Origin of the sequence: Nostoc sp. (genome assembly GCF_036919595.1) — a bacterium.
Classification (GTDB): domain Bacteria; phylum Cyanobacteriota; class Cyanobacteriia; order Cyanobacteriales; family Nostocaceae; genus Nostoc.
Genome location: NZ_JBALCO010000019.1, coordinates 33,611 through 55,300 on the forward strand (window position 1 = coordinate 33,611; position 21,690 = coordinate 55,300).

22 protein-coding genes are annotated in these 21,690 nt (G+C 41.5%); 12 read left to right on the forward strand and 10 right to left on the reverse strand.

Translation table 11 applies throughout. The features are described from left to right. Positions 1-7: 7 nt before the first annotated feature. Positions 8-658: a bifunctional phosphoribosyl-AMP cyclohydrolase/phosphoribosyl-ATP diphosphatase HisIE gene (hisIE, locus tag V7K21_RS02900; RefSeq protein ID WP_335171350.1), complete on the reverse strand. Its 651-nt coding sequence runs from the start codon at positions 656-658 to the stop codon at positions 8-10. A 95-nt stretch (positions 659-753) separates the two neighbouring features. Beyond that, positions 754-948 carry a ChaB family protein gene (locus V7K21_RS02905; protein ID WP_273769461.1) on the reverse strand — a complete coding sequence of 65 codons (195 nt, stop codon included), beginning with the start codon at positions 946-948 and terminating at the stop codon, positions 754-756. A gap of 105 nt (positions 949-1,053) precedes the next feature. Here V7K21_RS02905 and hemL point away from each other — a divergent pair, with 105 nt between their 5' ends. From hemL to V7K21_RS02925, 4 genes are all read left to right on the forward strand, one after another. Next, the gene (gene hemL / locus V7K21_RS02910; RefSeq protein ID WP_335171352.1) at positions 1,054-2,352 is read left to right on the forward strand and encodes a glutamate-1-semialdehyde 2,1-aminomutase; all 1,299 of its coding nucleotides are present in this window, start codon (positions 1,054-1,056) and stop codon (positions 2,350-2,352) included. A 629-nt stretch (positions 2,353-2,981) separates the two neighbouring features. Beyond that, positions 2,982-3,890 (forward strand): polysaccharide deacetylase family protein, encoded by a 909-nt coding sequence (locus tag V7K21_RS02915; RefSeq protein ID WP_335171354.1) that lies wholly within the window; start codon positions 2,982-2,984, stop codon positions 3,888-3,890. Between the two features lie 133 nt (positions 3,891-4,023). Beyond that, on the forward strand, positions 4,024-4,317 hold the full coding sequence (locus tag V7K21_RS02920) for a hypothetical protein (protein ID WP_335171356.1): 294 nt from the start codon (positions 4,024-4,026) through the stop codon (positions 4,315-4,317). Between the two features lie 124 nt (positions 4,318-4,441). After that, a complete protein-coding gene (locus V7K21_RS02925) occupies positions 4,442-4,744 on the forward strand; it encodes a hypothetical protein (protein ID WP_335138089.1) in 303 nt (100 codons plus the stop codon). Between the two features lie 300 nt (positions 4,745-5,044). Here the strand turns inward: V7K21_RS02925 and V7K21_RS02930 are convergent, their stop codons facing one another. Continuing rightward, positions 5,045-5,902, reverse strand: coding sequence for a fasciclin domain-containing protein (locus V7K21_RS02930; RefSeq protein WP_335171358.1), 858 nt, complete (start codon positions 5,900-5,902; stop codon positions 5,045-5,047). A 998-nt stretch (positions 5,903-6,900) separates the two neighbouring features. Here V7K21_RS02930 and V7K21_RS02935 point away from each other — a divergent pair. The 4 genes from V7K21_RS02935 to V7K21_RS02950 all read left to right on the forward strand — a co-directional run bounded on the left by V7K21_RS02935 (position 6,901) and on the right by V7K21_RS02950 (position 12,396). Beyond that, positions 6,901-7,695 (forward strand): glutathione S-transferase family protein, encoded by a 795-nt coding sequence (locus tag V7K21_RS02935; RefSeq protein WP_335171360.1) that lies wholly within the window; start codon positions 6,901-6,903, stop codon positions 7,693-7,695. A 287-nt stretch (positions 7,696-7,982) separates the two neighbouring features. After that, a complete protein-coding gene (locus tag V7K21_RS02940; protein ID WP_335171362.1) occupies positions 7,983-9,713 on the forward strand; it encodes an ATP-binding protein in 1,731 nt (576 codons plus the stop codon). A 576-nt stretch (positions 9,714-10,289) separates the two neighbouring features. Beyond that, entirely contained in the window at positions 10,290-11,273 is a 984-nt protein-coding gene (locus V7K21_RS02945; RefSeq protein WP_335171364.1) for an RNA polymerase sigma factor, RpoD/SigA family, read from the forward strand. Positions 11,274-11,694: 421 nt separating this feature from the next. Beyond that, a complete protein-coding gene (locus V7K21_RS02950) occupies positions 11,695-12,396 on the forward strand; it encodes a hypothetical protein (RefSeq protein ID WP_335171366.1) in 702 nt (233 codons plus the stop codon). An 8-nt stretch (positions 12,397-12,404) separates the two neighbouring features. Here the strand turns inward: V7K21_RS02950 and cobO are convergent, their stop codons facing one another. Continuing rightward, positions 12,405-13,082: a cob(I)yrinic acid a,c-diamide adenosyltransferase gene (gene cobO, locus V7K21_RS02955; RefSeq protein ID WP_335171368.1), complete on the reverse strand. Its 678-nt coding sequence runs from the start codon at positions 13,080-13,082 to the stop codon at positions 12,405-12,407. A gap of 357 nt (positions 13,083-13,439) precedes the next feature. Further along, positions 13,440-13,895, reverse strand: coding sequence for a GFA family protein (locus tag V7K21_RS02960; RefSeq protein ID WP_335171370.1), 456 nt, complete (start codon positions 13,893-13,895; stop codon positions 13,440-13,442). 25 nt (positions 13,896-13,920) lie between these two features. Here V7K21_RS02960 and V7K21_RS02965 point away from each other — a divergent pair, with 25 nt between their 5' ends. After that, a complete protein-coding gene (locus tag V7K21_RS02965; protein ID WP_335171372.1) occupies positions 13,921-14,457 on the forward strand; it encodes a nucleotidyltransferase family protein in 537 nt (178 codons plus the stop codon). A gap of 100 nt (positions 14,458-14,557) precedes the next feature. Here V7K21_RS02965 and V7K21_RS02970 read toward each other — a convergent pair whose 3' ends face one another. From V7K21_RS02970 to V7K21_RS02985, 4 genes are all read right to left on the reverse strand, one after another. After that, positions 14,558-14,977, reverse strand: a complete 420-nt coding sequence (locus V7K21_RS02970) for a (2Fe-2S) ferredoxin domain-containing protein (RefSeq protein WP_335171374.1) — start codon at positions 14,975-14,977, stop codon at positions 14,558-14,560. An 811-nt stretch (positions 14,978-15,788) separates the two neighbouring features. Beyond that, the gene (locus V7K21_RS02975) at positions 15,789-17,267 is read right to left on the reverse strand and encodes an alpha-amylase (protein WP_335171376.1); all 1,479 of its coding nucleotides are present in this window, start codon (positions 17,265-17,267) and stop codon (positions 15,789-15,791) included. 110 nt (positions 17,268-17,377) lie between these two features. Further along, complete coding sequence (locus tag V7K21_RS02980) at positions 17,378-18,004, reverse strand: DUF1003 domain-containing protein (RefSeq protein ID WP_335171378.1); 627 nt, start codon at positions 18,002-18,004, stop codon at positions 17,378-17,380. 562 nt (positions 18,005-18,566) lie between these two features. Beyond that, positions 18,567-18,920: a cupin domain-containing protein gene (locus V7K21_RS02985; RefSeq protein WP_335171379.1), complete on the reverse strand. Its 354-nt coding sequence runs from the start codon at positions 18,918-18,920 to the stop codon at positions 18,567-18,569. 81 nt (positions 18,921-19,001) lie between these two features. Here V7K21_RS02985 and V7K21_RS02990 point away from each other — a divergent pair, with 81 nt between their 5' ends. Next, positions 19,002-19,838: a class I SAM-dependent methyltransferase gene (locus V7K21_RS02990; protein ID WP_335171381.1), complete on the forward strand. Its 837-nt coding sequence runs from the start codon at positions 19,002-19,004 to the stop codon at positions 19,836-19,838. Between the two features lie 293 nt (positions 19,839-20,131). On the opposite strand, the gene V7K21_RS02995 is transcribed toward V7K21_RS02990, so the two are convergent. Further along, on the reverse strand, positions 20,132-20,410 hold the full coding sequence (locus tag V7K21_RS02995) for a hypothetical protein (protein ID WP_335171383.1): 279 nt from the start codon (positions 20,408-20,410) through the stop codon (positions 20,132-20,134). A 249-nt stretch (positions 20,411-20,659) separates the two neighbouring features. On the opposite strand from V7K21_RS02995, the gene V7K21_RS03000 reads away from it, so the two are divergent. Then, entirely contained in the window at positions 20,660-20,842 is a 183-nt protein-coding gene (locus V7K21_RS03000) for a hypothetical protein (protein ID WP_335171386.1), read from the forward strand. A gap of 336 nt (positions 20,843-21,178) precedes the next feature. Beyond that, positions 21,179-21,613: a KTSC domain-containing protein gene (locus V7K21_RS03005; RefSeq protein WP_335171388.1), complete on the forward strand. Its 435-nt coding sequence runs from the start codon at positions 21,179-21,181 to the stop codon at positions 21,611-21,613. The last annotated feature ends 77 nt before the right edge of the window (positions 21,614-21,690 follow it).

Here is a 21,690-nt window from a genome sequence, read left to right on the forward strand (position 1 = left end):
ATTCCCTCTATTGACGACGTTCTTGAAGCTTGTGATACACAGATTTTAAATCAACTTGATGGTGAGCTAAGGCAACCAAAGTATGATACAGCAAATCAGCCACTTCACCTGCGATCGCATCTGCTTGATCATCCTTAAAGGCCATTACCACCTCAGCGGTTTCTTCACCGATCTTTTTCAAAATTTTGTTATCACCACCTGCTAATAACTTACAGGTATAAGAACTTTCAGTAGGATTGTCGCGGCGATCGCATATTACTTGAAACAATTGCGACAATGTATCTCCTGGTGGTGGGGCAATTTTCCCTTCTATTTGGTGAAAGCAACTGCGTTCTCCAGTATGGCAGGCAACATCTCCTAATTGCTCTACCCCTATGAGTACCGCATCACTATCACAGTCATAACGGATACTTTGGACTTTTTGAATATGTCCAGAAGTCGCCCCCTTGTGCCACAATTCTTGCCGGGAACGGCTCCAAAACCAAGTTTCTTCAGTTTCCAAAGTCTTTTGTAACGACTCCTGATTCATCCACGCCATCATCAGAACAGTACCATCCAAATAATCTTGGACAATTGCAGGTACTAGACCGCGTTCATCGTAGCGAATTTCCTCAACAGGGATGGCGTAATGCAGCGATCGCGAATCGTTAGAAGACATACCAGCTAGTTTGCCCTAATTAGAATAATTCATGGATTTACGATACCATTCTGAATAGGGCAGCTGGCATGTTTTTTTTAATTGAACTATCTTATCTAGCTTTCAACAAGAGCATTCCGTTCCATAGCAGACTGCATCTTCACAGCACTCAACGCGACTTTGTGAGCTTTTGAGGCTTCGCCATACCAATGGATCGCCGAGTTAAAAGCTGCTCGGTAAAGATCCTGATATGCTTCAGATAATCGAGTTTGAACATCTAAAGGTAAATCTTTATTCGACTTGTATAACATATTATTATTTTTCTGTTCAGCTAGTTTTATAGGATAGAAATTATAAGCAGTTTTTGACACTATCCTAAGATAGAGCTTTTTATTGCCCACTGTTAGGAGAGAACCTTGGTAAATACCACAATTAAAACAACAAAATCACAAGAAGTCTTTGCCGCTGCTCAAAACCTTATGCCAGGAGGAGTCAGTTCTCCAGTTCGTGCCTTTAAATCTGTAGGCGGACAACCCATTGTTTTTGAGCGTGTTAAAGGTGCATATATTTGGGATGTAGATGGCAACCAATATATAGACTATGTAGGCACCTGGGGCCCAGCTATTTGCGGTCATGCTCATCCAGAAGTAATTGCAGCGTTGCATGAAGCTTTAGAAAAAGGTACAAGTTTCGGTGCTCCCTCAGTACTAGAAAACGTTTTGGCAGAAATGGTCATCAATGCCGTTCCTAGTATCGAAATGGTCAGATTTGTTAACTCTGGAACTGAAGCCTGTATGGGAGTTTTGCGGCTGATGCGGGCTTTCACCAACCGAGACAAAATCATCAAGTTTGAAGGTTGTTACCACGGACACGCCGATACGTTTCTAGTGAAGGCAGGTTCTGGGGTTGCCACACTTGGCTTGCCAGACTCACCAGGAGTTCCTAAATCGGCAACTAGCACTACTCTAACCGCGCCTTTCAATGATCTAGAAGCAGTTAAAGCCTTATTTGAAGAAAACCGCGACGAGATTGCTGGTGTCATTCTTGAGCCAGTCGTCGGCAATGCTGGGTTTATTGCACCTGATGCTGGCTTCCTAGAAGGATTACGGGAACTGACTCACGAGCATGGAGCGTTATTGGTATTTGACGAGGTGATGACAGGCTTCCGCATTGCTTACGGTGGCGCTCAGGAAAAATTTGGCGTCACTCCCGATTTAACAACTTTGGGTAAGGTGATTGGTGGTGGTTTGCCAGTAGGAGCCTATGGTGGTCGCCGGGATATTATGTCAATGATTGCGCCCGCTGGTTCTGTATATCAAGCTGGAACTCTTTCAGGTAATCCCCTGGCGATGACTGCTGGCATTAAGACTTTAGAATTGCTGCAAAAGCCAGGTACTTACGAGTATCTTGACCGGATTACTAAAAAGCTAGCAGATGGTTTACTGCAAATTGCCAAAGAAAATGGTCATGCGGCTTGCAGCGGTAAAATCAGCGCGATGTTCGGCTTATTTTTTACCTCTGGCCCAGTTCATAACTACGAAGATGCGAAAAAGTCTGATACAGCCAAATTTGGACGCTTTCATCGTGGTATGTTAGAGCATGGTGTTTACTTAGCACCCTCTCAGTTTGAAGCTGGGTTTACGTCTTTTGCTCACACCGAAGAGGATATTGATCAGACTTTAGCAGTAGCACGGGATGTAATGTCGAGCCTGTAACCTGTTAAGGAATTTCAAAATAAAAGAGTATGCAGTGACCTCATGTGGGATGGGCATCTTGCCCATCCCACAAAATGGATGATTTATTGGAAATCCCTTTTTTAAGCGAGTTAGACAAAAGTAAGTGGGGGAGATTCTGTGACTCACTCTAAAGCCTTATTTGCACAACTTTCAGCAGTTAATGGTGTTCACTCATCTTGTACCGTCGGGGATCAAATAAATTTTTTAACGAGTCTGCCCTGTACCGTCATCACTCAAGTAAGGTCACATCTTCGTCATAATTTCGCAATGGCTTTGTCAATACGATATGCAATATTTAACCTACATAAGTATATTCATGTTAACAAGGCAGGATTAGTTGCCTTTTACAGTTCTCGAAATTCCCCTCATACCCCATAGGTTACAAAAATTAACGCGCAAGAAGGTTCTCACTTTCATGGTGAGGGTTTTGCTTATAGATACTTAGATTATCCATAGGGTAAGCCATTTTTTCAGAGTCAAGGTTGGAGCTAACTTTAAAAAATATACCAATTATGCTGTAGCTTGCATGGCAAGGCTTACCAGAGGATAAAAAACTGCTAGAAGTATTGTGAAAAAAAAGATGGTTCGACCCTTGAAGGAGCTATGAAGTGGAGGAAAATAAGTCATTTTTTAGTCTGCAAAAAATATTAATTACGTTGCTTGTCTTGAGTGCCAGTTTGAGTGCTAGCACGATGATGCTTATCAAATCAAGCTCCTCTGAGGCTGAAAGTACAAAGAATATAAATGTAAACAATCTACCAGTCAAGGTTAGAACTCAGCAGCAGATTGAAGAACTAAAAGCGACGATGCTTAACAGTTGGCAGCAACTAGCACAAATAAAGGGTTTCTCCTATGCTGTGCCAGTACGTTTTCAAGGAACAATAGTTGAGTCGGCAAAACTTACTCCCGAACAGAAAGTAATTGCTCTCACCTTTGATGATGGGCCATGGCCTGAGAGTACCGCGCAAGTACTGGATATTCTTAAACAAAATCAGATCAAAGGGACATTTTTCCTCATTGGGCAAAATGTCAAGAATAATCCAGGCTTAGTAAAGCGGGAGATTGCTGAAGGTCACGTAATTGGTAACCATACTTGGCATCATTGGTATCAATTCTTTAATCCACAAGCAGCTGCCTATGAAATTAACCACACAGCAGACCTGATTTATCAAGTGACAGGGATTAAAACAAATTTGTTTCGACCACCAGGGGGAATCATGCACAATGGGGTGGCTGCTTACGCTAGAAATAGCAAATATGCCATCATTCTCTGGTCATCTGACTCTGTAGACTACTCGCGTCCTGCTGTACCAAAATTAATTAATAATGTATTCAGGAAGGCCAAACCAGGTGGGATTGTGCTGATGCATGATGGTGGTGGTAATCGCTCTAAAACTGTGCAAGCTTTACCAGAAATTATTGCAAACTTTCGGAAACAGGGCTATAGCTTTGTTACTATCCCTGAACTTTTAGAAATGCAAGATAAAGATCAAAGGCTGATTGCAAACAAAAAGTAATTGTTATTTCGATCGAAATCAGTGGCTCTATCAATCGCCACTTGGCAATTAAAAACAAGTTTAATTTTTCTGGCGATTTGTAGGTTTTTTGTCTAAACTCAACTAAGAATAAAGTCTACCACTCAGGGAAATCATGAATAAAATTGTCATGGCTTTGCTTTGCGGCTCTAGCTTTTTTGCATTGACGCTCCTAACTGTCAATCCAGCTTTTGCAAAAGAGCTTTCTCCTCAGGATTTAACCTCTCCTAAGTTGAACTCGGCCCAGACGCAGACAGTTAATACATCTGTAAGTAAAAAATCTCCCGAATTTCCATCAATCAGACCTACTCAATCAATCGAGGAGCTTGCTATACAGAAGTTTGGCTGTGACTGCCCTGGCTGTCAAGCTCGTGTAAGTCAGATGGTATTACAAGGTAGTTTACCTTAGCCTAACTAAAACTGGTGTCTGAGATGACATTATGACAGATATTGATATTGAGAATTTTTCTGGCGATTTATAGTTTTTTCGTCTAAGCTCAACTTAAAGATCAAGTTTACTATTGGTGTAAATCATGAATAAAATTGTCATGTCTTTGCTTTGCGGCTCAAGCTTTTTGGCTTTAACATTACTAACTATCAATCCAGCTTTTGCTAAGAAGCTTTCTCCTCAAGATTTAGCCAATCCTACCTTAACACCCACTGACACACAGACAGTTGCTGCACCTGTTTCACAAGAATATCCCCAATCCCCATCAATACGTGCTAATGAAAGAGTTAAACAGCTTGCCATGCAGATGTTTGGCTGTGCCTGCGCCAGCTGTCAAGCTAAGGCAAGTCAGATGATACTACAAGGTAGTCTGCCTATACCTCAGTGATTTAGATTAGGGACTCAGCCAATTGTAGTCACTTGCTGCTTTGAGATTTTAACTAGCTAAGAACCTAGCTGAACGATGAATATTTTTGGTTTTGTTAAAATTCCTTATGTGGGACTGAAAAACTTACCTTTCAAAGCCTTTTTTAAGGAAATCCTGTGAAAAGTTAGGTAGGCAGGGTTACCAATTTAACTCACCTTTCTTACAAAAAAACCGTTCAAAATTAGCATTTGAACGGGTTTTTTACGTATTAATACTTGATGCCGATCTAGTTTTGTTACTGGCTGTATTTGTACTTAAAAATTACAAGTCAGGAGGCAAAATCACCTGATCAATTGCGTGGATTACACCGTTAGTGCCTGTGATATCTGCCTGTGTCACTTTAGCATCATTGACAGTTACACCGGTAGCAGGATCAACCTTAACGTTGATTATGCCGCCTTCAAGGCTTTTAACTTCGCCAGACTTTAAATCAGCGGACAATATCTTACCAGGTACTACATGGTAAGTTAAAATCTTCATCAATACTTCTTTGTTACCTGGCTTTAACAATTCTTGCAAGGCATCTGGTGGCAACTTAGCAAAAGCTGCATCAGTGGGTGCAAAAATAGTTAAGTTATCTTTGCCTTGCAAAGCTCCGGTCAATCCTGCTGCTTTCAAAGCCTTGGTTAAGGTGGTAAAAGAAGCGTTTGACTCTGCTAACGCTAACAAGTTTTTGCCTTGATTGTCACTTGCCCCTGGCCCTGGTGGAGTTGGAGTAGGTGTCTCAGTAGATGGTACTTGTGTTGGTGGTGTGGTAGGTTGAGATCCTGGGATAGTGCGTGGGGTGCGAGGTGTAGGTTCACTAGGTGTAGCGTTACCACCACGGTTATAGGGAGGTTCGTTGAAAATACTTGGTCTGGGATTTGTTACACCGCTTGTCTGCGCTACTTGTTTGCGTTTGGTATTGCCTTTCTCTATTTCGGAAGCAGCCTCAGCAGGTATGTATTGAGCGTTTATTTGAAGGCGTTGACCCTGGTTATATGGAGCTTCGTTGAAAATACTAGGGTTAGGATTTAGCGCCAATTTCGCATCAGATGGTAGAGTAATAAGAATACTGAAACTAGTGAATCCTGCTATGCCTGTCAACGCGGTCAGTAATTTGCTGTAATTCGTCTTCATAAATATTGTTTGTCTTTTTTGTCTATACATTACATAAAGATTTATAACATTTTGCTATGTACAAAATCTAACTTTAGAGGGAAGTAAGATTTTTCTCCAGGAGAGTTTGTGTTGATTAGGTTAAATATCCAACCTCAACTCACGCTTGACAAGTACTAAATATACTTACCATATATTTCATGTAAATTGAGCAGATTTTCTGCATTACACCAAAAGGAGTTAAAAAGCCTTACTTGGTGTAGCGTAAACTCTAAGAACGTGGAGAAATATCATATTTACAAGTTATAAGCTACAACATCCTCTGAGAAATAATAAACTTAAACGCAAATTTTTATACAAAATTGTACGCAAGTCAATAGTTAATTCAAAAATCTGGAACTCTTTATGGGATAAGGCTATAATGTCGAAATTAATCATTGATTACTCAGCAAAAGTAGAGAAATTAAGTACCTAGTACAGCTTGGCTCAAATTCAGCTACCATCTCAATTAAGAAGACTTAGGGCAAAATCCCTTGTTAAAGCTAGGCAAACTTCCGCCATAGCCATAGTGTACTAGATATTTTAACGTAGGCTAACAGTGACGGAAATTAAAGTAACTGCTGAAGACTCATATCAATTCTTTGTGAGCTTGTACAGAATATCAAACTATAAAATCTTTGTAGAGCAAGAGTTGTGAGTATAGATATCCAATGCATCTTCACATGAAATTGGGATCACGATTAAGCGGTTAGGTTAATTTATATATGCCAAATTAAATTATTTAATTATTTAATATTTTAATCATTCAAAAAGTAATATTTTTGAAATCAATAATCTTGCCAAAAATCAGGTAAGTAGTAGCACAAAATTAAATATACATTTAATTTCACTCACAATCACATAAATAATTTTGCGTAACCACTTATAAGTTCAGTCCTAATGTCAAGAAAAATTACTTTAACTAAAGATACAATTACAATTGTAAAGTTAAAAAGTTGACCAGTTACAAGGTATACAATATGCTTGAATTATACCAATGGGAACTCTCTCAATACTCAGAGAAAGTGCGCCTAATTCTAGATTTTAAAGGACTAGATTACCGCAAAATAGAGGTTACACCTGGAATTGGACAAGTAGAACTGTTCCGGCTGACTGGTCAGAAACAAGTCCCAGTATTAAAGGATCGTAATAAATATATTGCGGATTCTACGAAAATAGCTAAGTATTTAGACTTAGAGTATCCCGATCGCCCAATAATACCGCAAGATCCTAAAAAACGGGGTTTAACTTTATTAATAGAAGAATGGGCTGATGAGTCCATAGGTATCAAAGGTCGCAAAGCACTATTTGCTGCATTAAGTCAAGATCAAAATTTCCGCAAGTCTTTATTACCCACCTCAACACCAGATATATTTAAAAGTCTGGTTCAAGGAGTACCTAGTGACTTCCTAACACTGTTGGGTGTTGGGGTAGGTTATAGCCCAGATGTAATCCAGTCAGCGATCGCATCCTTAAAACAAGACTTAGAAGCGGTAACGTTATTATTGGCAGATAGTCCTTATTTAACAGGAGATGAGCCGACTTTAGCTGACTTGGCAGTAGCTAGCTTATCAATATTGCTGAAGTTCCCCTCTGGGCCCTATCTGGATTTACCAGCTTCTATTAGAGGTAAAGGACTGCCAATTTTTTCAGAGAATATAGATTATGAACCATTTTTCAGTTGGCGCGATCGCCTTTACGCCCAATTCCGCAAACCATTAATCATTACCACTCCACCAACGGGAAGTGCGCCAACTTCGATTCAGATTGATTAAGTAATTGGGCATTGGGCATTAGTTATTCCCTGACACTCAGCACTCCAAACTCTGCCAATTTTAGATTTTAGGTCGCACCTTTGGTGCGTTAGAAGCGCAGCGTCTCCCCTTCTCCCTTTGGGAGAGGCTAACGCCTGCCGTAGGATGCCCAAAGGGCTGTAGGGAGAAGGGATTGAAGAAAAAATCTAAAATCTAAAATTGAATGAGTTCTAATTTATTCGCAACTTTTGCCCTATACAATTAAAATTCAACATAAGATAGCGCACCACAATCATGTAATTAACTAGATGAATTCGGTACAGCCATTAGGTTCGGTTATTCAAGGTTCTCTAACTGAAGGTTTAGAAGTACGATTGCATCCTGACATTTCTGTGGAAGATATGCGGGTGGGTAAGTTTCTTGTTGTGCAAGGGATGCGATCGCGCTTTTTTTGTATGCTGACAGATGTAGCGTTGGGAGCTGCTAATGCACGAATTATTGCTAATCCACCGAATTGGGAAGACACTTTTTTACGAGATGTTTTAGCCGGAAGTGGTACATACGGTACTATCAATCTGGCGCCGATGTTGATGTTCACTCCCGAAACTGAAGAATCTTTCTCCCCCAAAAATGGCAAATCGGTAAATCCCTTTCTTCCATCGGTGACAGGTTTGGCTTCATTTGTGCCACAAACCAGTACTACTATGGAATTGTTGCCTGTTAAAACTATTCCTAGCCACTTTAGTCAAGTTTACGAAGCAAGTGTTGACGATTTTCGCCGCGTATTTGGTTGGGAAGATGATCCCCAAAGGCGCAATTTTTCTATCGGCAAACCTTTGGATATGGATGTGCCAGTTTGTATCGATTTAAACCGCTTTGTAGAACGGAGTAATGGGGTTTTCGGGAAATCTGGTACTGGTAAATCCTTTCTAACTCGGTTACTTTTAGCTGGCGTTATCCGTAAAAATGCGGCAGTAAATTTGATTTTTGATATGCACTCTGAGTATGGCTGGGAAGCCGTTGCAGAAGGTAAGAACGTAAATACTGTTAAGGGTCTAAAGCAACTTTTTCCCAGTAAGGTGGAAGTTTACACCCTCGACCCAGAATCAACAAAACGTCGCGGTGTGCGTGATGCTCAAGAACTTTATTTGAGCTATGAGCAAATAGAAGTTGAAGATATTAAGTTATGTAGTCGAGATTTAGGACTCTCTGATGCAGCCTTAGATAATGCCAATATTCTATATAGCGAGTTTGGCAAGTCCTGGATTGTCCAGTTGCTAAATATGACTAACGAAGAAATCGAGATGTTCTGCGACGAGAAGCGCGGACACAAAGGCTCGATTATGGCATTGCAGCGCAAACTCTTGCGGATGGATAGTTTGAAGTATATGCGAGCGGTTTGCCCCCAGAATTATATTAGTAAAATTGTGCAATGCCTGGAATCTGGGAAGAATGTTGTGATAGAATTTGGTTCCCAGTCAAATATGCTCTCTTATATGTTGGTGACAAATATGATCACCCGACGGATTCACGAGCATTACGTCAAAAAAGCAGATAAATTCCTGCAAAGCAAAAATCCTTGCGATCGCCCGACGCCATTGATGATTACCATTGAAGAGGCGCATCGTTTCCTTGACCCAGGAGTGGTACAAAGCACGATTTTTGGAACTATCGCCCGTGAACTGCGAAAGTATTTTGTCACACTTTTGGTAGTTGATCAACGCCCATCAGGAATAGATAATGAAGTTATGTCCCAGATTGGGACTCGCATTACTGCTTTGCTTAATGATGAAAAAGACATTGACGCAATTTTTACAGGTGTATCTGGTGGTAGTGGGCTGCGATCGGTGTTGGCAAAGTTAGACTCTAAGCAACAAGCCTTAATTTTGGGTCATGCCGTTCCGATGCCGGTAGTAGTGCGTACCCGTCCTTACGACGCAACTTTTTACGAAGAAATTGGTGAGCCAGCCTGGGAAGAAAAACCTGACGCAGAAGTCTTTGCCGCTGCTGAACTAGCCAAAGCTGACCTGGGATTCTAGATAGTTATTTGCCATTGCTCATTGGTCATTAGTCTTGAGTTATTCTCTTCCAATGCCCAATGAATGCCCCAATTCGTAACATCCCTCCATCCTCACAGCCAATTAAGTTCGGTTATCCGGCTACTGTTTGGCAACAGAAGAGGGGTTTTTGGCGTCACTATAGATGTAGTAAGTAATTTCAAGGAATTTTAAATTTTTTTTCGCAAACGATTGCTTTTGAATTATAATTAGACGCTTTATTATCTTAAGATACTTTACTATCCGCCTGATTTATCGTATTATAAAGGTAAGTAGAACTCATACCGACTTCGGATTTCCCAGTTACTATCAGTAACTGCCAGTAACTGCCCAAAAGAAGAATTCTCAGAAACGATTAGCGTGCTTATTATAAGAGATTGAAAATTTAGGGGAGGTAGGGGAACCTATCATTGGGGGCTTACCGTCTTAACAACGGCTGTATCAATTGATAATTGCTTTTGGTAGCTCCCGATATTTCGTGATAGATGTACTACCTTTGCCAATAAATTCTAGTAAGAAAAGATACATTGTGCTTACGGAGTAGAGGATAACACACGAATGCCTACTGTCAACACCCAAACGGAAAATCTTAACACCAAATTCACGGCTGATATGGTGCGAACCTATCTGCGGGAAATTGGGCGTGTACCACTGCTAACCCGTGAACAAGAAATTGTCTATGGGAAGCAGGTGCAACAAATGATGAAGTTCATCGACGCCAAGGAAGCTCTGGCGAAGAAGCTGCACCGCGAACCGAATATGTCAGAGTGGGCTGACCAGGTTCAAGAATCGGAAACTGAGGTACAACAAACGGTGGCGCAAGGTAAGCGGGCAAAGCAAAAAATGATCGAAGCGAATTTGCGCTTGGTTGTTGCTATTGCCAAGAAGTACCAAAAGCGGAATATGGAGTTTCTGGATTTAATCCAGGAAGGAACACTAGGATTAGAGCGGGGTGTGGAGAAATTTGACCCAATGAGGGGTTATAAGTTCTCGACTTACGCTTACTGGTGGATTCGCCAAGCAATTACCCGGGCGATCGCTCAACAAGGTCGCACCATCCGGTTACCGATCCACATTACCGAGAAACTGAATAAAATCAAGAAAGTACAGCGTGAGTTGGCTCAAACCTTGGGGCGATCGCCCACTCCAGCCGAAATTGCCAAAGAACTGGAACTAGAACCTGCTCAGATCCGCGAGTATCTGAACATGGCGCGTCAACCAGTGTCTTTGGATGTTAAAGTTGGCGATAACCAGGATACTGAGTTACAAGAAATGCTCGAAGATGGCGGCCCATCGCCAGAGTATTACACTAACCAGGAATTCTTACGCCAAGACTTGAACAACCTGCTAGCAGAACTAACCCCGCAACAGCGAGAAGTTTTAGGCCTACGCTTTGGTTTAGAAGATGGTAATGAAATGTCATTGGCGAAAGTGGGTGAGAGATTGAATCTCAGCCGTGAACGTGTCCGCCAGTTAGAGCATCAGGCTTTGGCTCATCTGCGTCGCCGTCGTGCCAATGTCCAAGAATACGTTGCTAGCTAGAACTAGAGACGCGAAATGCCGCGTCTCTACACCACCTTGGTGACGCGCCTCTTGGATTCAGGGGGCGATTTTTTTATACTGACAATCAGGAAAAATATTTAGATTTGACGCGGTAGGGGCACACAGTTAATTAAATAAAAACTTTAATTTTTGACAGTTTTATTTTTTGGACAATAGTAATATAAGAGGATGTTTTAAAAGTCCTGGAATGTATAGTTTTGCCGTTCAGACTTAGTTTAACTCTGACGAAAAATTAAGGTTTAAGTCATGTACTGAGATGCTTCACAGTGCTTACCATGAAAGCAAAAGATCCTTTTAAAACATTCTCTAAGTCGTTAACAAAGTCTTTGACAATTAAAACTTGGTTATGATTTAAGTAAGTTATAGAGAACTTAGTTAGTTTTTTAACAGGAGAAGTAGGGTGCTTAACAACTTTTATCAGTTCTTATCTCCCCGTCAGTGGGGAATTTCTCTCGCAGGCTTAGGCTTACTTCTTGGTTTGGGCTTTATAGGCAAGCAGACTCAAGTACTACCGATTACAGATTCGCCATTATCATCGGCTCAGATTCAGAAAAGTTCCCAAACCTCTCTATTGTCGCAGCTAAGAATAGTTAGAGAGCAGAGAAGTCAACTAAAAGGGACTGCTGGAGAGAGAGATTTTTTTATGCATAAGAGCGGAAAAACCTTCCCTACAACCACAGCATTGGTTCCAGGTTCTCAAGAAGCCACAAAAGGCGCAGAAGTTTTACCAAAAGCGAATTTTCCTGTAAAAGATGGGATTTATCTCTATGGCCAATCCCCAAAACCAAACCAGCTTGGTCAAGGTTACATCATATTTGAAAAGCAGCAGGGCAAGGTAACTGGTGCATTGTATATGCCCGATTCAGAGTTTAATTGTTTTCAGGGTACACTCAACCAGTCAGGAGAGTTGGCGATGACGGTTAATGGTTCGTCAAATGAAGCCAGTTCTACTCAGTCGAATCAGGTAGCTGCAAGCAATAGACTGCCTCAAGTCAGTGAAGATGAGTTCAGCAATTATCCTTACTCGGTGGCTCTGCAAGACTTTTATCAGTTAAATTCCATTACAGTTAGCGATCGCCGCACATTGCAAATGTGTAAATAATCTCCAACTTAATACTCAATTCCTGGTTGCGCCTTAACGCCTTGATCGCGGAAAGGGTGCTTAATTAGGGTCATTTCGGTTACGAGGTCAGCACGCTCAATTAAACCAGCTGGTGCGCCTCTACCTGTGAGAATAACGTGCTTGTTAGCTGGTTTTTCTGCCAAACCCGCTAAAACGTCCTCTAATGGTAAATAAGCCATTTTGAGGGCAATATTAATTTCATCTAACAACACCAAATGGAAGTTTGGGTTGCGAATATATTCTAATGATTTTTGCCACGCGGCGCTAGCTTTGTCGAGGTCGCGATCGCGGTCTTGAGTTTCCCAGGTAAAGCCTTCGCCCATTGCGTGAAATTCTAACTGGTCTTCCCAATAGCTGAAAACCCTTTTTTCAGAAGGTTCCCAGCTTCCTTTGAGAAATTGGACGATCGCTACTTTATACCCGTGACCAAGCGATCGTAACACCATCCCCAAAGCCGCAGTAGTTTTACCCTTACCGTTACCAGTATTTACAATAATTAACCCTTTTTCTGGTACCGCTTGTGCTATCCGTTGATCCTGCACTTCCTTACGCCGCTGCATCTTTTTGCGGTACTGTTCATCAGTCAGAGATGAAGACATTACCTCATCAATCAAGCGCCCAATTTCTGGATCTTGGTTTAATTCTTGTGGTGTATCGTTTTTCATCAACCTTGTTTAGAAATAACTGTTAAAACTTTCGACAATGAACTTAAATCTATTCAAAATCTGATTCTAGCTAAATCGCATAATTTAATTTTTCCAGTAAGATTTTATAGAAAAATCTTGATCCTATGTTAGTTTTTTTTACATAATTTGCAGACAAGTATGTAAAACTAATGATATACAAACTGAACTTATAATTCGAGTTGAATATTACTGTTTTAAATAATTTAATATGTTCATTAAAGCACTTTACCAATAGAATTTTATTATTCTCTCCTTTGGTACAGTCATCAGTTAGACTACGAACTGAGCGCGTTAGAACTATCAGGGGTATGATGTCTGATGTCGGTAATTGTGCGTTTATGGATGCTGTTGTGTCCATTTTTCCCATAAAGGGCGCACATCCTCTGGTTGTCCATCATAGTTGAGCAATTGGTCTGAAATTATCACCCACGATTGGGCACTCCGTGTCCAGATATTACCCACTGGGCGTAACCAACTTGTATCATCTAACGTTCCGGCTTTGACATTGATAGTATTTGAGTTGTAAGTCCGTTCATGGAACAATCGCGTTCCGCAGTCGCCACAGAACAGGTTATTTACTTCACGTCCGCTATCATTTTTCCGAGTCCAAGCTTTCGGTTTTCCCTGAACAATCACAACAGCATCTCGCGAAACAGTAAGAGACATTCCAAAGGCACTAGAGGATTGTTTCTGACACTCCTTACAGTGGCATAGATAGAGGGTTAACGGTTGGGCATGAATTTCGTAACGAATCTGCCCACATTGACAACCTCCAGTATATGGAAGATTCACAGGTTTTATCTCCTTACAATTTGATATGAATAGTAACACTCGTCTACAGATGATTTTAGCTGATACACCTATTGATACAGTATTAAGAGCGATCGCTAAACTAAATCTACCTAACTGGTGGTTAGCCGGGGGTGCAGTCAGAAACACCGTTTGGGCTTCAATTTTTGGCAATGGTTGTGGGTTAGGTATTAAAGATTTTGATATCGCATTCTTTGATATAGAAGGGAGTCGTTCCCAAGAACTAGCAGCAAAGGCGACTCTTACAGAACAATTTCCTGATGACGAGTTTGATGTCAAAAATCAAGCTAGTTTTGCTTGTTGGCGTCTTGGTAGTAGACCCTACACTAGTACAGAGGATGGGATCACAAATTGGCTGCACACTGCTACTGCTGTGGGAGTTCGACTAGATGCACAAGGTCAATGGCAATTTTTCACTCCCTACGGGTTGGATGACCTGTTTGATGGGATTATTCGACCGACGCCAGGGCATACTCATAACCTAGAGGCTCATAACAAGGCATCTGGGTTTTTACAAAAGTGTCCTTATCTGCGGTTGGCGTGAAAGTTATAGTTGGGTTATAGCCAAATATACCTCGCTTAAAGTAGTAATCGCTCAGACATGAATTTTCAAACAACCTCTAAGCGTTAGCAAAGCTGTAAAATCATTCTTTATTCTGTTTGATGCGTGAGTAAAGAAGTTCGCGATCGCTCTGGGGATTTACAATTAAGCATGGACTATTACCAGCACTTCCATTACTAACAATAACGACAGTAATACCCATCCGGGGACAAACACCTAAACAACTGGTGCTAACAATCCGAAATTCACCCCATAATCCCTCAAACTTTAAACGAGATTTCAACCAATTCTCTAATTCTTCGGAAGCTGTTGAGCCTGACTGCTCGTTTGCACATTGTGAACACACAAGCACCAAACCAGACTTCCATCGGGGAGAAACACTCTTGATAGATGTATCTAACGGGCGAGAATTTATTATGGGCGATGGTTGCTCAGAATTGGATGAAAACCTCTTGAAAATACATTGGAGTAATGCTTTAATACGCTGGATCAGTTTGTTCATGGATGACCCTACCTATTTATCTGAATAATGTGAACTGAATCAAAAAACCTCTTAGAGGTTTTACTACGCAAAACCGTTCCTCTGCGAGTCCCAAAGGGAGAGACTTGAAATAAAGTTCCAGACAGAAAGGGGTTCGTCGAACTCACGTTGAACAGGATAGTGTAAATTTTCCCTTTAGTCTGTTCTGGTAGATCATCTAGTTTCAGCAAGAATCAGCGCTTCTGAGCAATTGCTGCAAGTATGCAATTAGCCAATACAGTTCAGTTCAGCATTTCTTCCTTCTCTTTCTTCTCTTCCTTTGCGTTCAACCCTGAGGGAAGCCCTTCCGGTGACACTCCTACGGACGCTCGTTCCGACGCTCGTTCCTCGCTAACGCTGGGCTATCGCTAACGCTGCGCTATCGCTACCGCTACGCTAACAGCAGTCGCTCATGGGGGCTAGCCTCTCCCAATGTGAGAAGACCGGGCTGCTTCACCGCTTTGCGTCTATGCGCCCTTGACGGTTCATTAAAAAATTGACTTTGATAAAAAGTTAAGCCTTAACTGAACTGTATTATGCAATTAGCTGTTCTCCGGCGGTATCAATGTATCGTTTCAGTGACCGAACAGCAGCTTTTGTATCCCACTGACGACAAGCATCTAAGAGTTGATAGTGTTATATTTTGCGATCACTCTTGCTAATCCATCTGCGCCATTTGCACGCGGACATAGCGATCGCAATTAACGTCTAAAGTTTTAATCAGTACCATTTATCCCACGCTCCCCTTGCAGGTGAGGCGTGGGATGAATGTCAGATTTAGCTAAAACCCCGACTACGACTGTGGAACCCATACAGAAACGGAACCAGCACTGCATCGAAAATCAGCCCAGCCCTCATCATTCGTTGTCACGGGTTCACTAATATGTTCAGTGATGTCAATGTAAGTGCTATTGGGTTGCCCAACTTCCATCCACTTAGTCCCCTCTTCCCCATTACTCAGAACAACCGCCATACCACCGTGATGTTCTTCATCTCCTAAGCGTGTCCAGCCGATTGTATTAGCGTGGTCGAAGTAATCGTATTGGTCGCCATAGGCATAGGTTTGACGAGCGTGCAAAAATTTATCAATTATCCATTGATGACTATCGAGCCAAATCTCGTACTCATTGCCATCTGGGGCTTTATCCTTGTAATTAGCACCATAGTAATCCGCATAGAAGATACAGGGATAACCCTCACTTCGCAGTAGGATCAATGCATAAGCCAACGGTTTAAACCAGCTTTCTACTACAGACTCCAACGACTGCAAGGGTTGAGAATCATGATTCTCTACTAAGGTGACGGCTAAAGTAGGTTGTTGTTGCACTAAGGTATTATCAAATATCTGCCGCATATCGTAGTCACTGCCTTGTGTGCTGGCAGCGCTAAAGTTATAGTGCAATGGCGCATCAAACAACATCACATTGCCTTCGGTGATGTCAAGGAAATGGTGGAGCGCTTCAACTTCATAAGACCAATATTCACCAACGGCAAACAGATCGCGACCTGCCTTTTGGCGACAGTGAATCAACCATTCTGGGAAAAACCCAGCTCTAACGTGTTTAACGGCATCAAAACGAAAGCCATCTATACCAGTGGTTTCTACAAACCACTCACCCCAGCGATTCAACTCCTCGCGAACTTCTGGACTCTCCATATCCAGATCGCATCCCATGAGATAGTCGAAAGCGCCTTTTTCCAGGTCAACGTTGTCGTCAAAGTGTTTATCTTTAAACAGATAAACTGCGTTCTCACCTTCGTTGTAAACGTTGTAATCAACTGCGTCGAAATGCCACCAGTGCCATTCCATATCGGAATATTTGCCTTGGCGACCTGGGAAGGTAAAGTGAGTCCACACTTTAATCTTTTGCATCTCACCGATCGCCTGGTTGCGATCGTCTGGACTATAGGGCGTTGCTTCCACCTCTTCTTCTACGTCTGCACCTAATTTGTGGTTGAGGACAACATCAGCATACACTCGAATGCCAGCAGCTTTTGCAGCCTTGACAGCAGAGATATACTCGTCTTTTGTACCGTACTTTGTCCGAACCGAGCCTTTCTGGTCAAACTCGCCTAGATCATACATATCGTAGACCCCGTAGCCGACATCAGAGCTACCCCCTATTCCTTTGTAAGCTGGGGGTAGCCAAACAGATGTAACACCTGCATCAGCTAACTCTTGGACTTTCTGTTTGAACTCATTCCAAAGATTACCATCTGGAGGGATATACCAATGGAAGTACTGCATCATTACACCATTCAATTGAGCCATTTGTATCCCTCTAGTCAAATATACGATGAATTTTTATTCTTCACACAAAAATTATACTTTAAGTTTTGTTTGATGTTTCTAAATAGAAAAAAGTCTACTAAAAACTGTGATCAACTCATATTGTTTTCTTCTGTTGATAACAGTTCTTCAGCCAGGTTTTTCTGGAGTGCTTCTAATACTGCGATCGGGTCAGCAGCTTGCTGCATCAATTCAGCTTCCGAATCATGCCGATTTATCACATCAGGCAAATCGTTACGGAGTTCTTCTAATAGAGCAATAATCTTGGCTATTTTTTGCTCAGAGAGCAGGTTAAGCTGTAGCATGAGTTGCGCCCGCTGTTCGGCAAAGTTTTCTTGGCGAGTTTGTCGCACTAGCACTCCGGTTGAAATCACCAATGCAGCTGCGTCTAAGCCTTGACCTGACCAGCTAAACGGGGGCAGGTTGAATGGCAATAAGCCATCAAAAAAACTGCCAAAAATCCAGAGAGCCAGTATGACTAGCAAACTATACATAAATGTCGATCGCCCAAAGAATGTCGCGATCGCTTCTACTATCCGCTGGTGGGCAGGAATATCTCGAACTTCCTGGCTATGAAGTGAACTAATCGCTTCAATATTTTTTGCAATTGCGTCTGGTAATGGAACCGTAATCACTTGATTTCGAGAAGCTTTCTCTTTGTGTTCCTTAGCACCTGAACTGAAATGATTGTTGGCTGTGTCGTTTGCGTTGTGCGTCATGCCGCAACTCCTGAATCTGGATGTTATTCGATTATTGCTTATCTTCTGATGCTATTGGCAAGGAGTAAATTATTTGACAACCAAAATGGTGTTGTTTGTGTAGTGGATCACAATTCACAATAATATAATAGAGCGATCGCTTTTGCATTGCTCAATACTGGTATGAATCGTTAATGTAAATACGTAAAGTTTTCTGTCTCTACAAGGGTTTTGGTTACACAACTAAGTACAGCATTTGATTAATTCATCGCGAATTAAAGGCAATACCCTGCAATGCCAATGTGTCGGCTTGCATTGTTAATGCTACGCTTTGACGCAAAATTGTACCAAGTGTAAAGTTCACCGAGGAGAGTATCCGCTCAGTGAACTTTGTAATACCAATTGTATGTAAGGTTGCGCTTTATTCACGTAGGGGCAATACCCTGCCTTAAGCCGCTTTGCGTCTACATGAATTGCCCCTACAGGGTGTTGTTTTGTGTAAGTCTTATAGGCGCATCTTCATACAGAATTGGTATGAGAATAATTTTCAGACATCAAATCAGCAACGCCTCACTTTTTACAACTAAAGTGGATCTGCGACAGATGACTCAAACACGCCAATTGGCCCAAGCCGAATCGTGAGTATTTCCACATTAGTGATGGCTATGTGGGGCCCTTGTTGGATGTGGGCTGGCGTGAACCAAAAAATTCCAGCCGAACAAGTCTTTCCCGCAGTTTCTACAAATCCTTTCATCACATAAACATATTCATCACAAGGATGAGTATGAATAGGAATCATTGTACCCGCCTTCATTGTTAGCAGGTGTATTGAACCCTGTGATACAGGCTCGGCTAGGGGAAAAAACTTAGCACCAGGAAACTGCTCAATATCTAGTGATCGCTCAAGGTCGGTTTGAATAAAGGTCTGTTGTGACATGTTATTTACCTCTTTGAATACTGAATTAGTTTTCTAGCATGATGTAAATGTAAGGCAAAAAACACTGTGTGGAAGATAATTATGAATCAACAACTTGATTTAAATGAATACAAGCAACAAATTGCGGATTTATACAGTTGCAGAGGTCAAACTTATGATGAGGGCGATTGGCATCCTCGAATTGCTCATCGTCTGGTTGAACATGCACAAATTAGCCAAGGACAGCATGTTTTAGACATTGCAACGGGGACAGGGATGGTGGCGATTGAAGCAGCACAGCTTATCGGTTTTGCAGGTCGAGTTGTTGGAGTGGACATTTCAACTGGGATGCTTGAGGAGGCAAAACGCAAGATTGAGGCGTTGGGGCTGAATAATATTGAGCTTGTACTCGCGGATGCTGAGAAACTGAACTTTCCAGCCAACAGTTTTGATGTTATCCTATGTTCCTCAGCCCTGATTTGGATGGCTGACGTTCCTGCGGCATTATGCCTTTGGAATCAATTGCTCAAACCTGGTGGGCTAATTGGCTTTCATGCATTTGCAGACACCGCTTTTGTAGGAGGGGTAACTATGCAAAAAGTCGCCCAAAAGTATGGGGTTTCACTCGCATTCAGTAAACCGACAGGCACTATTGAAAAGTGCCATGACCTACTAAAAACAGCAGGCTTTGAGGCGATTGAAATTAAGTCTGAGCAAGACGGTAGTTATATTAGCCTACAACAGGCAAAGCAGATGTGGTCTGGAGGTTCTCATCCAGCACCTGGACAATTTCCACATCCCATGAAGCAACTTTCATTTGGGCAGTTGGAGAAACTTGAGGCGGAATTTGAAGCAGAATTGGCAGTATTAGTGACGCAAGAAGGCATTTGGAACGATATCACAACTTTTTATACCTTTGGTCGCAAGCCAACAGACTAATATAACGTGAGTTCGATAAACCTCTCCCTGATTTGCACTAAACAGGACTTACGCAAAAAGGCTGTGAAAGCCTTGATTTACCATAGGGGCAATTCATGTAGACGTAAAGCGGCTTAAGGCAGGGTATTGCCCCCACATTTTGTACTTGATGCCTAAGTTCTACTAACTGAAGTTTAGACTAGTCAGGAGTGCGAAACTCAGAAGGCTCATTCTATAGTATTTTGCAATGTATCATTTATGCACTCACACTTAAAAATTCGAGGTGTAGCCTTCTAAGTAAAAGTGATTTCTATCTACGCACTCGTCGAAGTATTTTTACTCAAAGCTTCTACCTTCATCTTTGCATTTACTTTGGAATATTTGCTGAGACTAGGAGTGGCTAAATCTAGGTTTTCCGAAGAAGATGTTGAAATAGACTCATTAGAGCTAATCTCTTCTGGTTGTGAATCTAAGGGTGTTTTTCCTGACCATGAGTAATTGCATATTTGAGTATGAAGTAGTGTACCAAATGTGATATTAATTATAAAGGCAAAAGAATCTACGAAGATGAAGTCTATAGCCCGATTAATCATGAGTCCCTCTTGAACTGATAAAAGCATCAAGTGATGTTTTCATTTGAATCTGACTACACAAGGCATAATGCTTATTCCAGAAATGTTCCGAAATATTTGTAACTTAGGTTTGCTAGCCTAATTACATATATAAAAGGTATTGTGATGATTAGGGATTAGCTTCTGCTAATGTCTAGCACTTGGAGTTTAAAATTTCAATATCACTTTGAGTTTATACAACTATTGTATAAATCTTTTACACAATAACTCATGAAAAAAGTCATGAATCTGACCATGACTTTAGCCACAAATTATCGGTTTAGTCAGTTACTAGGGATTGATAAACTCTGGAGAATTCTCACCATCCTACCCCAAGGGATATATACCACAAACTATCAAATTGCCGCTCTACTCAATCCTGTGATAGTTAGAGCAATCTATGCAAGCGACTAGTGTAGGTTCTTGGTCATCTAACTCATATTCATCTTCATCAAAATCCACAATTAACACGCAGTTACAATTTGGATAGTGATTTCCCTTGAATTGTACTTACTGATAAACCTAGTAGAGGCGCAAAATTCCACTGGGCCTCTCTACGAGACGCCCCGCGAACGCCCCGCTACGCTAACGTACCGCAATGCTTTCGTGTCTCTACACACCTAAAATTATCGCTTAGTGAAAAAACTTGACAGCAAAGTGCTTTTATAGTATAAATGTACTATAAAAGCACTTAAGTATTGCACAAAACTTTAACACTCCCGACTAAGCAAACAGGACAACACAAAATAAATGAAGCTATCTAAGGTAGACTTGAGCAGTTTAATAGCGATCGCTCACTCTGATGGATACTTGCAGTTGTTGCTTGATCGAGGCAACGAACTGGAGTTTTTGGAAATTCCAGCACCGATACAAGCTTATGAAGGATTGCAAGAACTGAACGAAGCTATCACTGAAACGACTGCACTACCCTTTGAAGAAGAACCAATTGTCATGCTACCAGTTGTCTCTTCAATGGCTATGGCTGTAGGCTATGATCGCAACGAACATATTTTGCAAGTTGAGTTTCAAAGTGGATCTATTTATCAGTACTTAGGCGTAGACGAGGATACTTGGGAAGATTTACATTCCTCTGACTCGGTTGGCAGCTTTTTCAATCAAGAGATTAAAGGTAGATATGACTGTGATCGTCTAGATAATGTAGATTATACTATACGCCTTATGTGAATTAAGCCACAGGATGCTGTTCAAAAGTAAGAACATCAATACCAAAACGCTGGCGCAGAAAAATACGCAGAGTATGA

Excerpts from the sequence above, each read along its gene's own strand:
- V7K21_RS02990 (WP_335171381.1), top strand. The coding sequence starts at position 19,002 with ATGAATCAACAACTTGATTTAAATGAATACAAGCAACAAATTGCGGAT.
- cobO (WP_335171368.1), bottom strand. The coding sequence starts at position 13,082 with ATGAAAAACGATACACCACAAGAATTAAACCAAGATCCAGAAATTGGG.
- V7K21_RS02975 (WP_335171376.1), bottom strand. The coding sequence starts at position 17,267 with ATGGCTCAATTGAATGGTGTAATGATGCAGTACTTCCATTGGTATATC.
- V7K21_RS02970 (WP_335171374.1), bottom strand. The coding sequence starts at position 14,977 with ATGAACAAACTGATCCAGCGTATTAAAGCATTACTCCAATGTATTTTC.
- V7K21_RS03005 (WP_335171388.1), top strand. The coding sequence starts at position 21,179 with ATGAAGCTATCTAAGGTAGACTTGAGCAGTTTAATAGCGATCGCTCAC.
- V7K21_RS02940 (WP_335171362.1), top strand. The coding sequence starts at position 7,983 with ATGAATTCGGTACAGCCATTAGGTTCGGTTATTCAAGGTTCTCTAACT.
- V7K21_RS02945 (WP_335171364.1), top strand. The coding sequence starts at position 10,290 with ATGCCTACTGTCAACACCCAAACGGAAAATCTTAACACCAAATTCACG.
- V7K21_RS02935 (WP_335171360.1), top strand. The coding sequence starts at position 6,901 with ATGCTTGAATTATACCAATGGGAACTCTCTCAATACTCAGAGAAAGTG.
- V7K21_RS02905 (WP_273769461.1), bottom strand. The coding sequence starts at position 948 with ATGTTATACAAGTCGAATAAAGATTTACCTTTAGATGTTCAAACTCGA.
- V7K21_RS02965 (WP_335171372.1), top strand. The coding sequence starts at position 13,921 with ATGAATAGTAACACTCGTCTACAGATGATTTTAGCTGATACACCTATT.
- V7K21_RS02985 (WP_335171379.1), bottom strand. The coding sequence starts at position 18,920 with ATGTCACAACAGACCTTTATTCAAACCGACCTTGAGCGATCACTAGAT.
- V7K21_RS03000 (WP_335171386.1), top strand. The coding sequence starts at position 20,660 with ATGAAAAAAGTCATGAATCTGACCATGACTTTAGCCACAAATTATCGG.
- V7K21_RS02995 (WP_335171383.1), bottom strand. The coding sequence starts at position 20,410 with ATGATTAATCGGGCTATAGACTTCATCTTCGTAGATTCTTTTGCCTTT.
- V7K21_RS02925 (WP_335138089.1), top strand. The coding sequence starts at position 4,442 with ATGAATAAAATTGTCATGTCTTTGCTTTGCGGCTCAAGCTTTTTGGCT.
- V7K21_RS02920 (WP_335171356.1), top strand. The coding sequence starts at position 4,024 with ATGAATAAAATTGTCATGGCTTTGCTTTGCGGCTCTAGCTTTTTTGCA.
- V7K21_RS02980 (WP_335171378.1), bottom strand. The coding sequence starts at position 18,004 with ATGACGCACAACGCAAACGACACAGCCAACAATCATTTCAGTTCAGGT.
- V7K21_RS02930 (WP_335171358.1), bottom strand. The coding sequence starts at position 5,902 with ATGAAGACGAATTACAGCAAATTACTGACCGCGTTGACAGGCATAGCA.
- hisIE (WP_335171350.1), bottom strand. The coding sequence starts at position 658 with ATGTCTTCTAACGATTCGCGATCGCTGCATTACGCCATCCCTGTTGAG.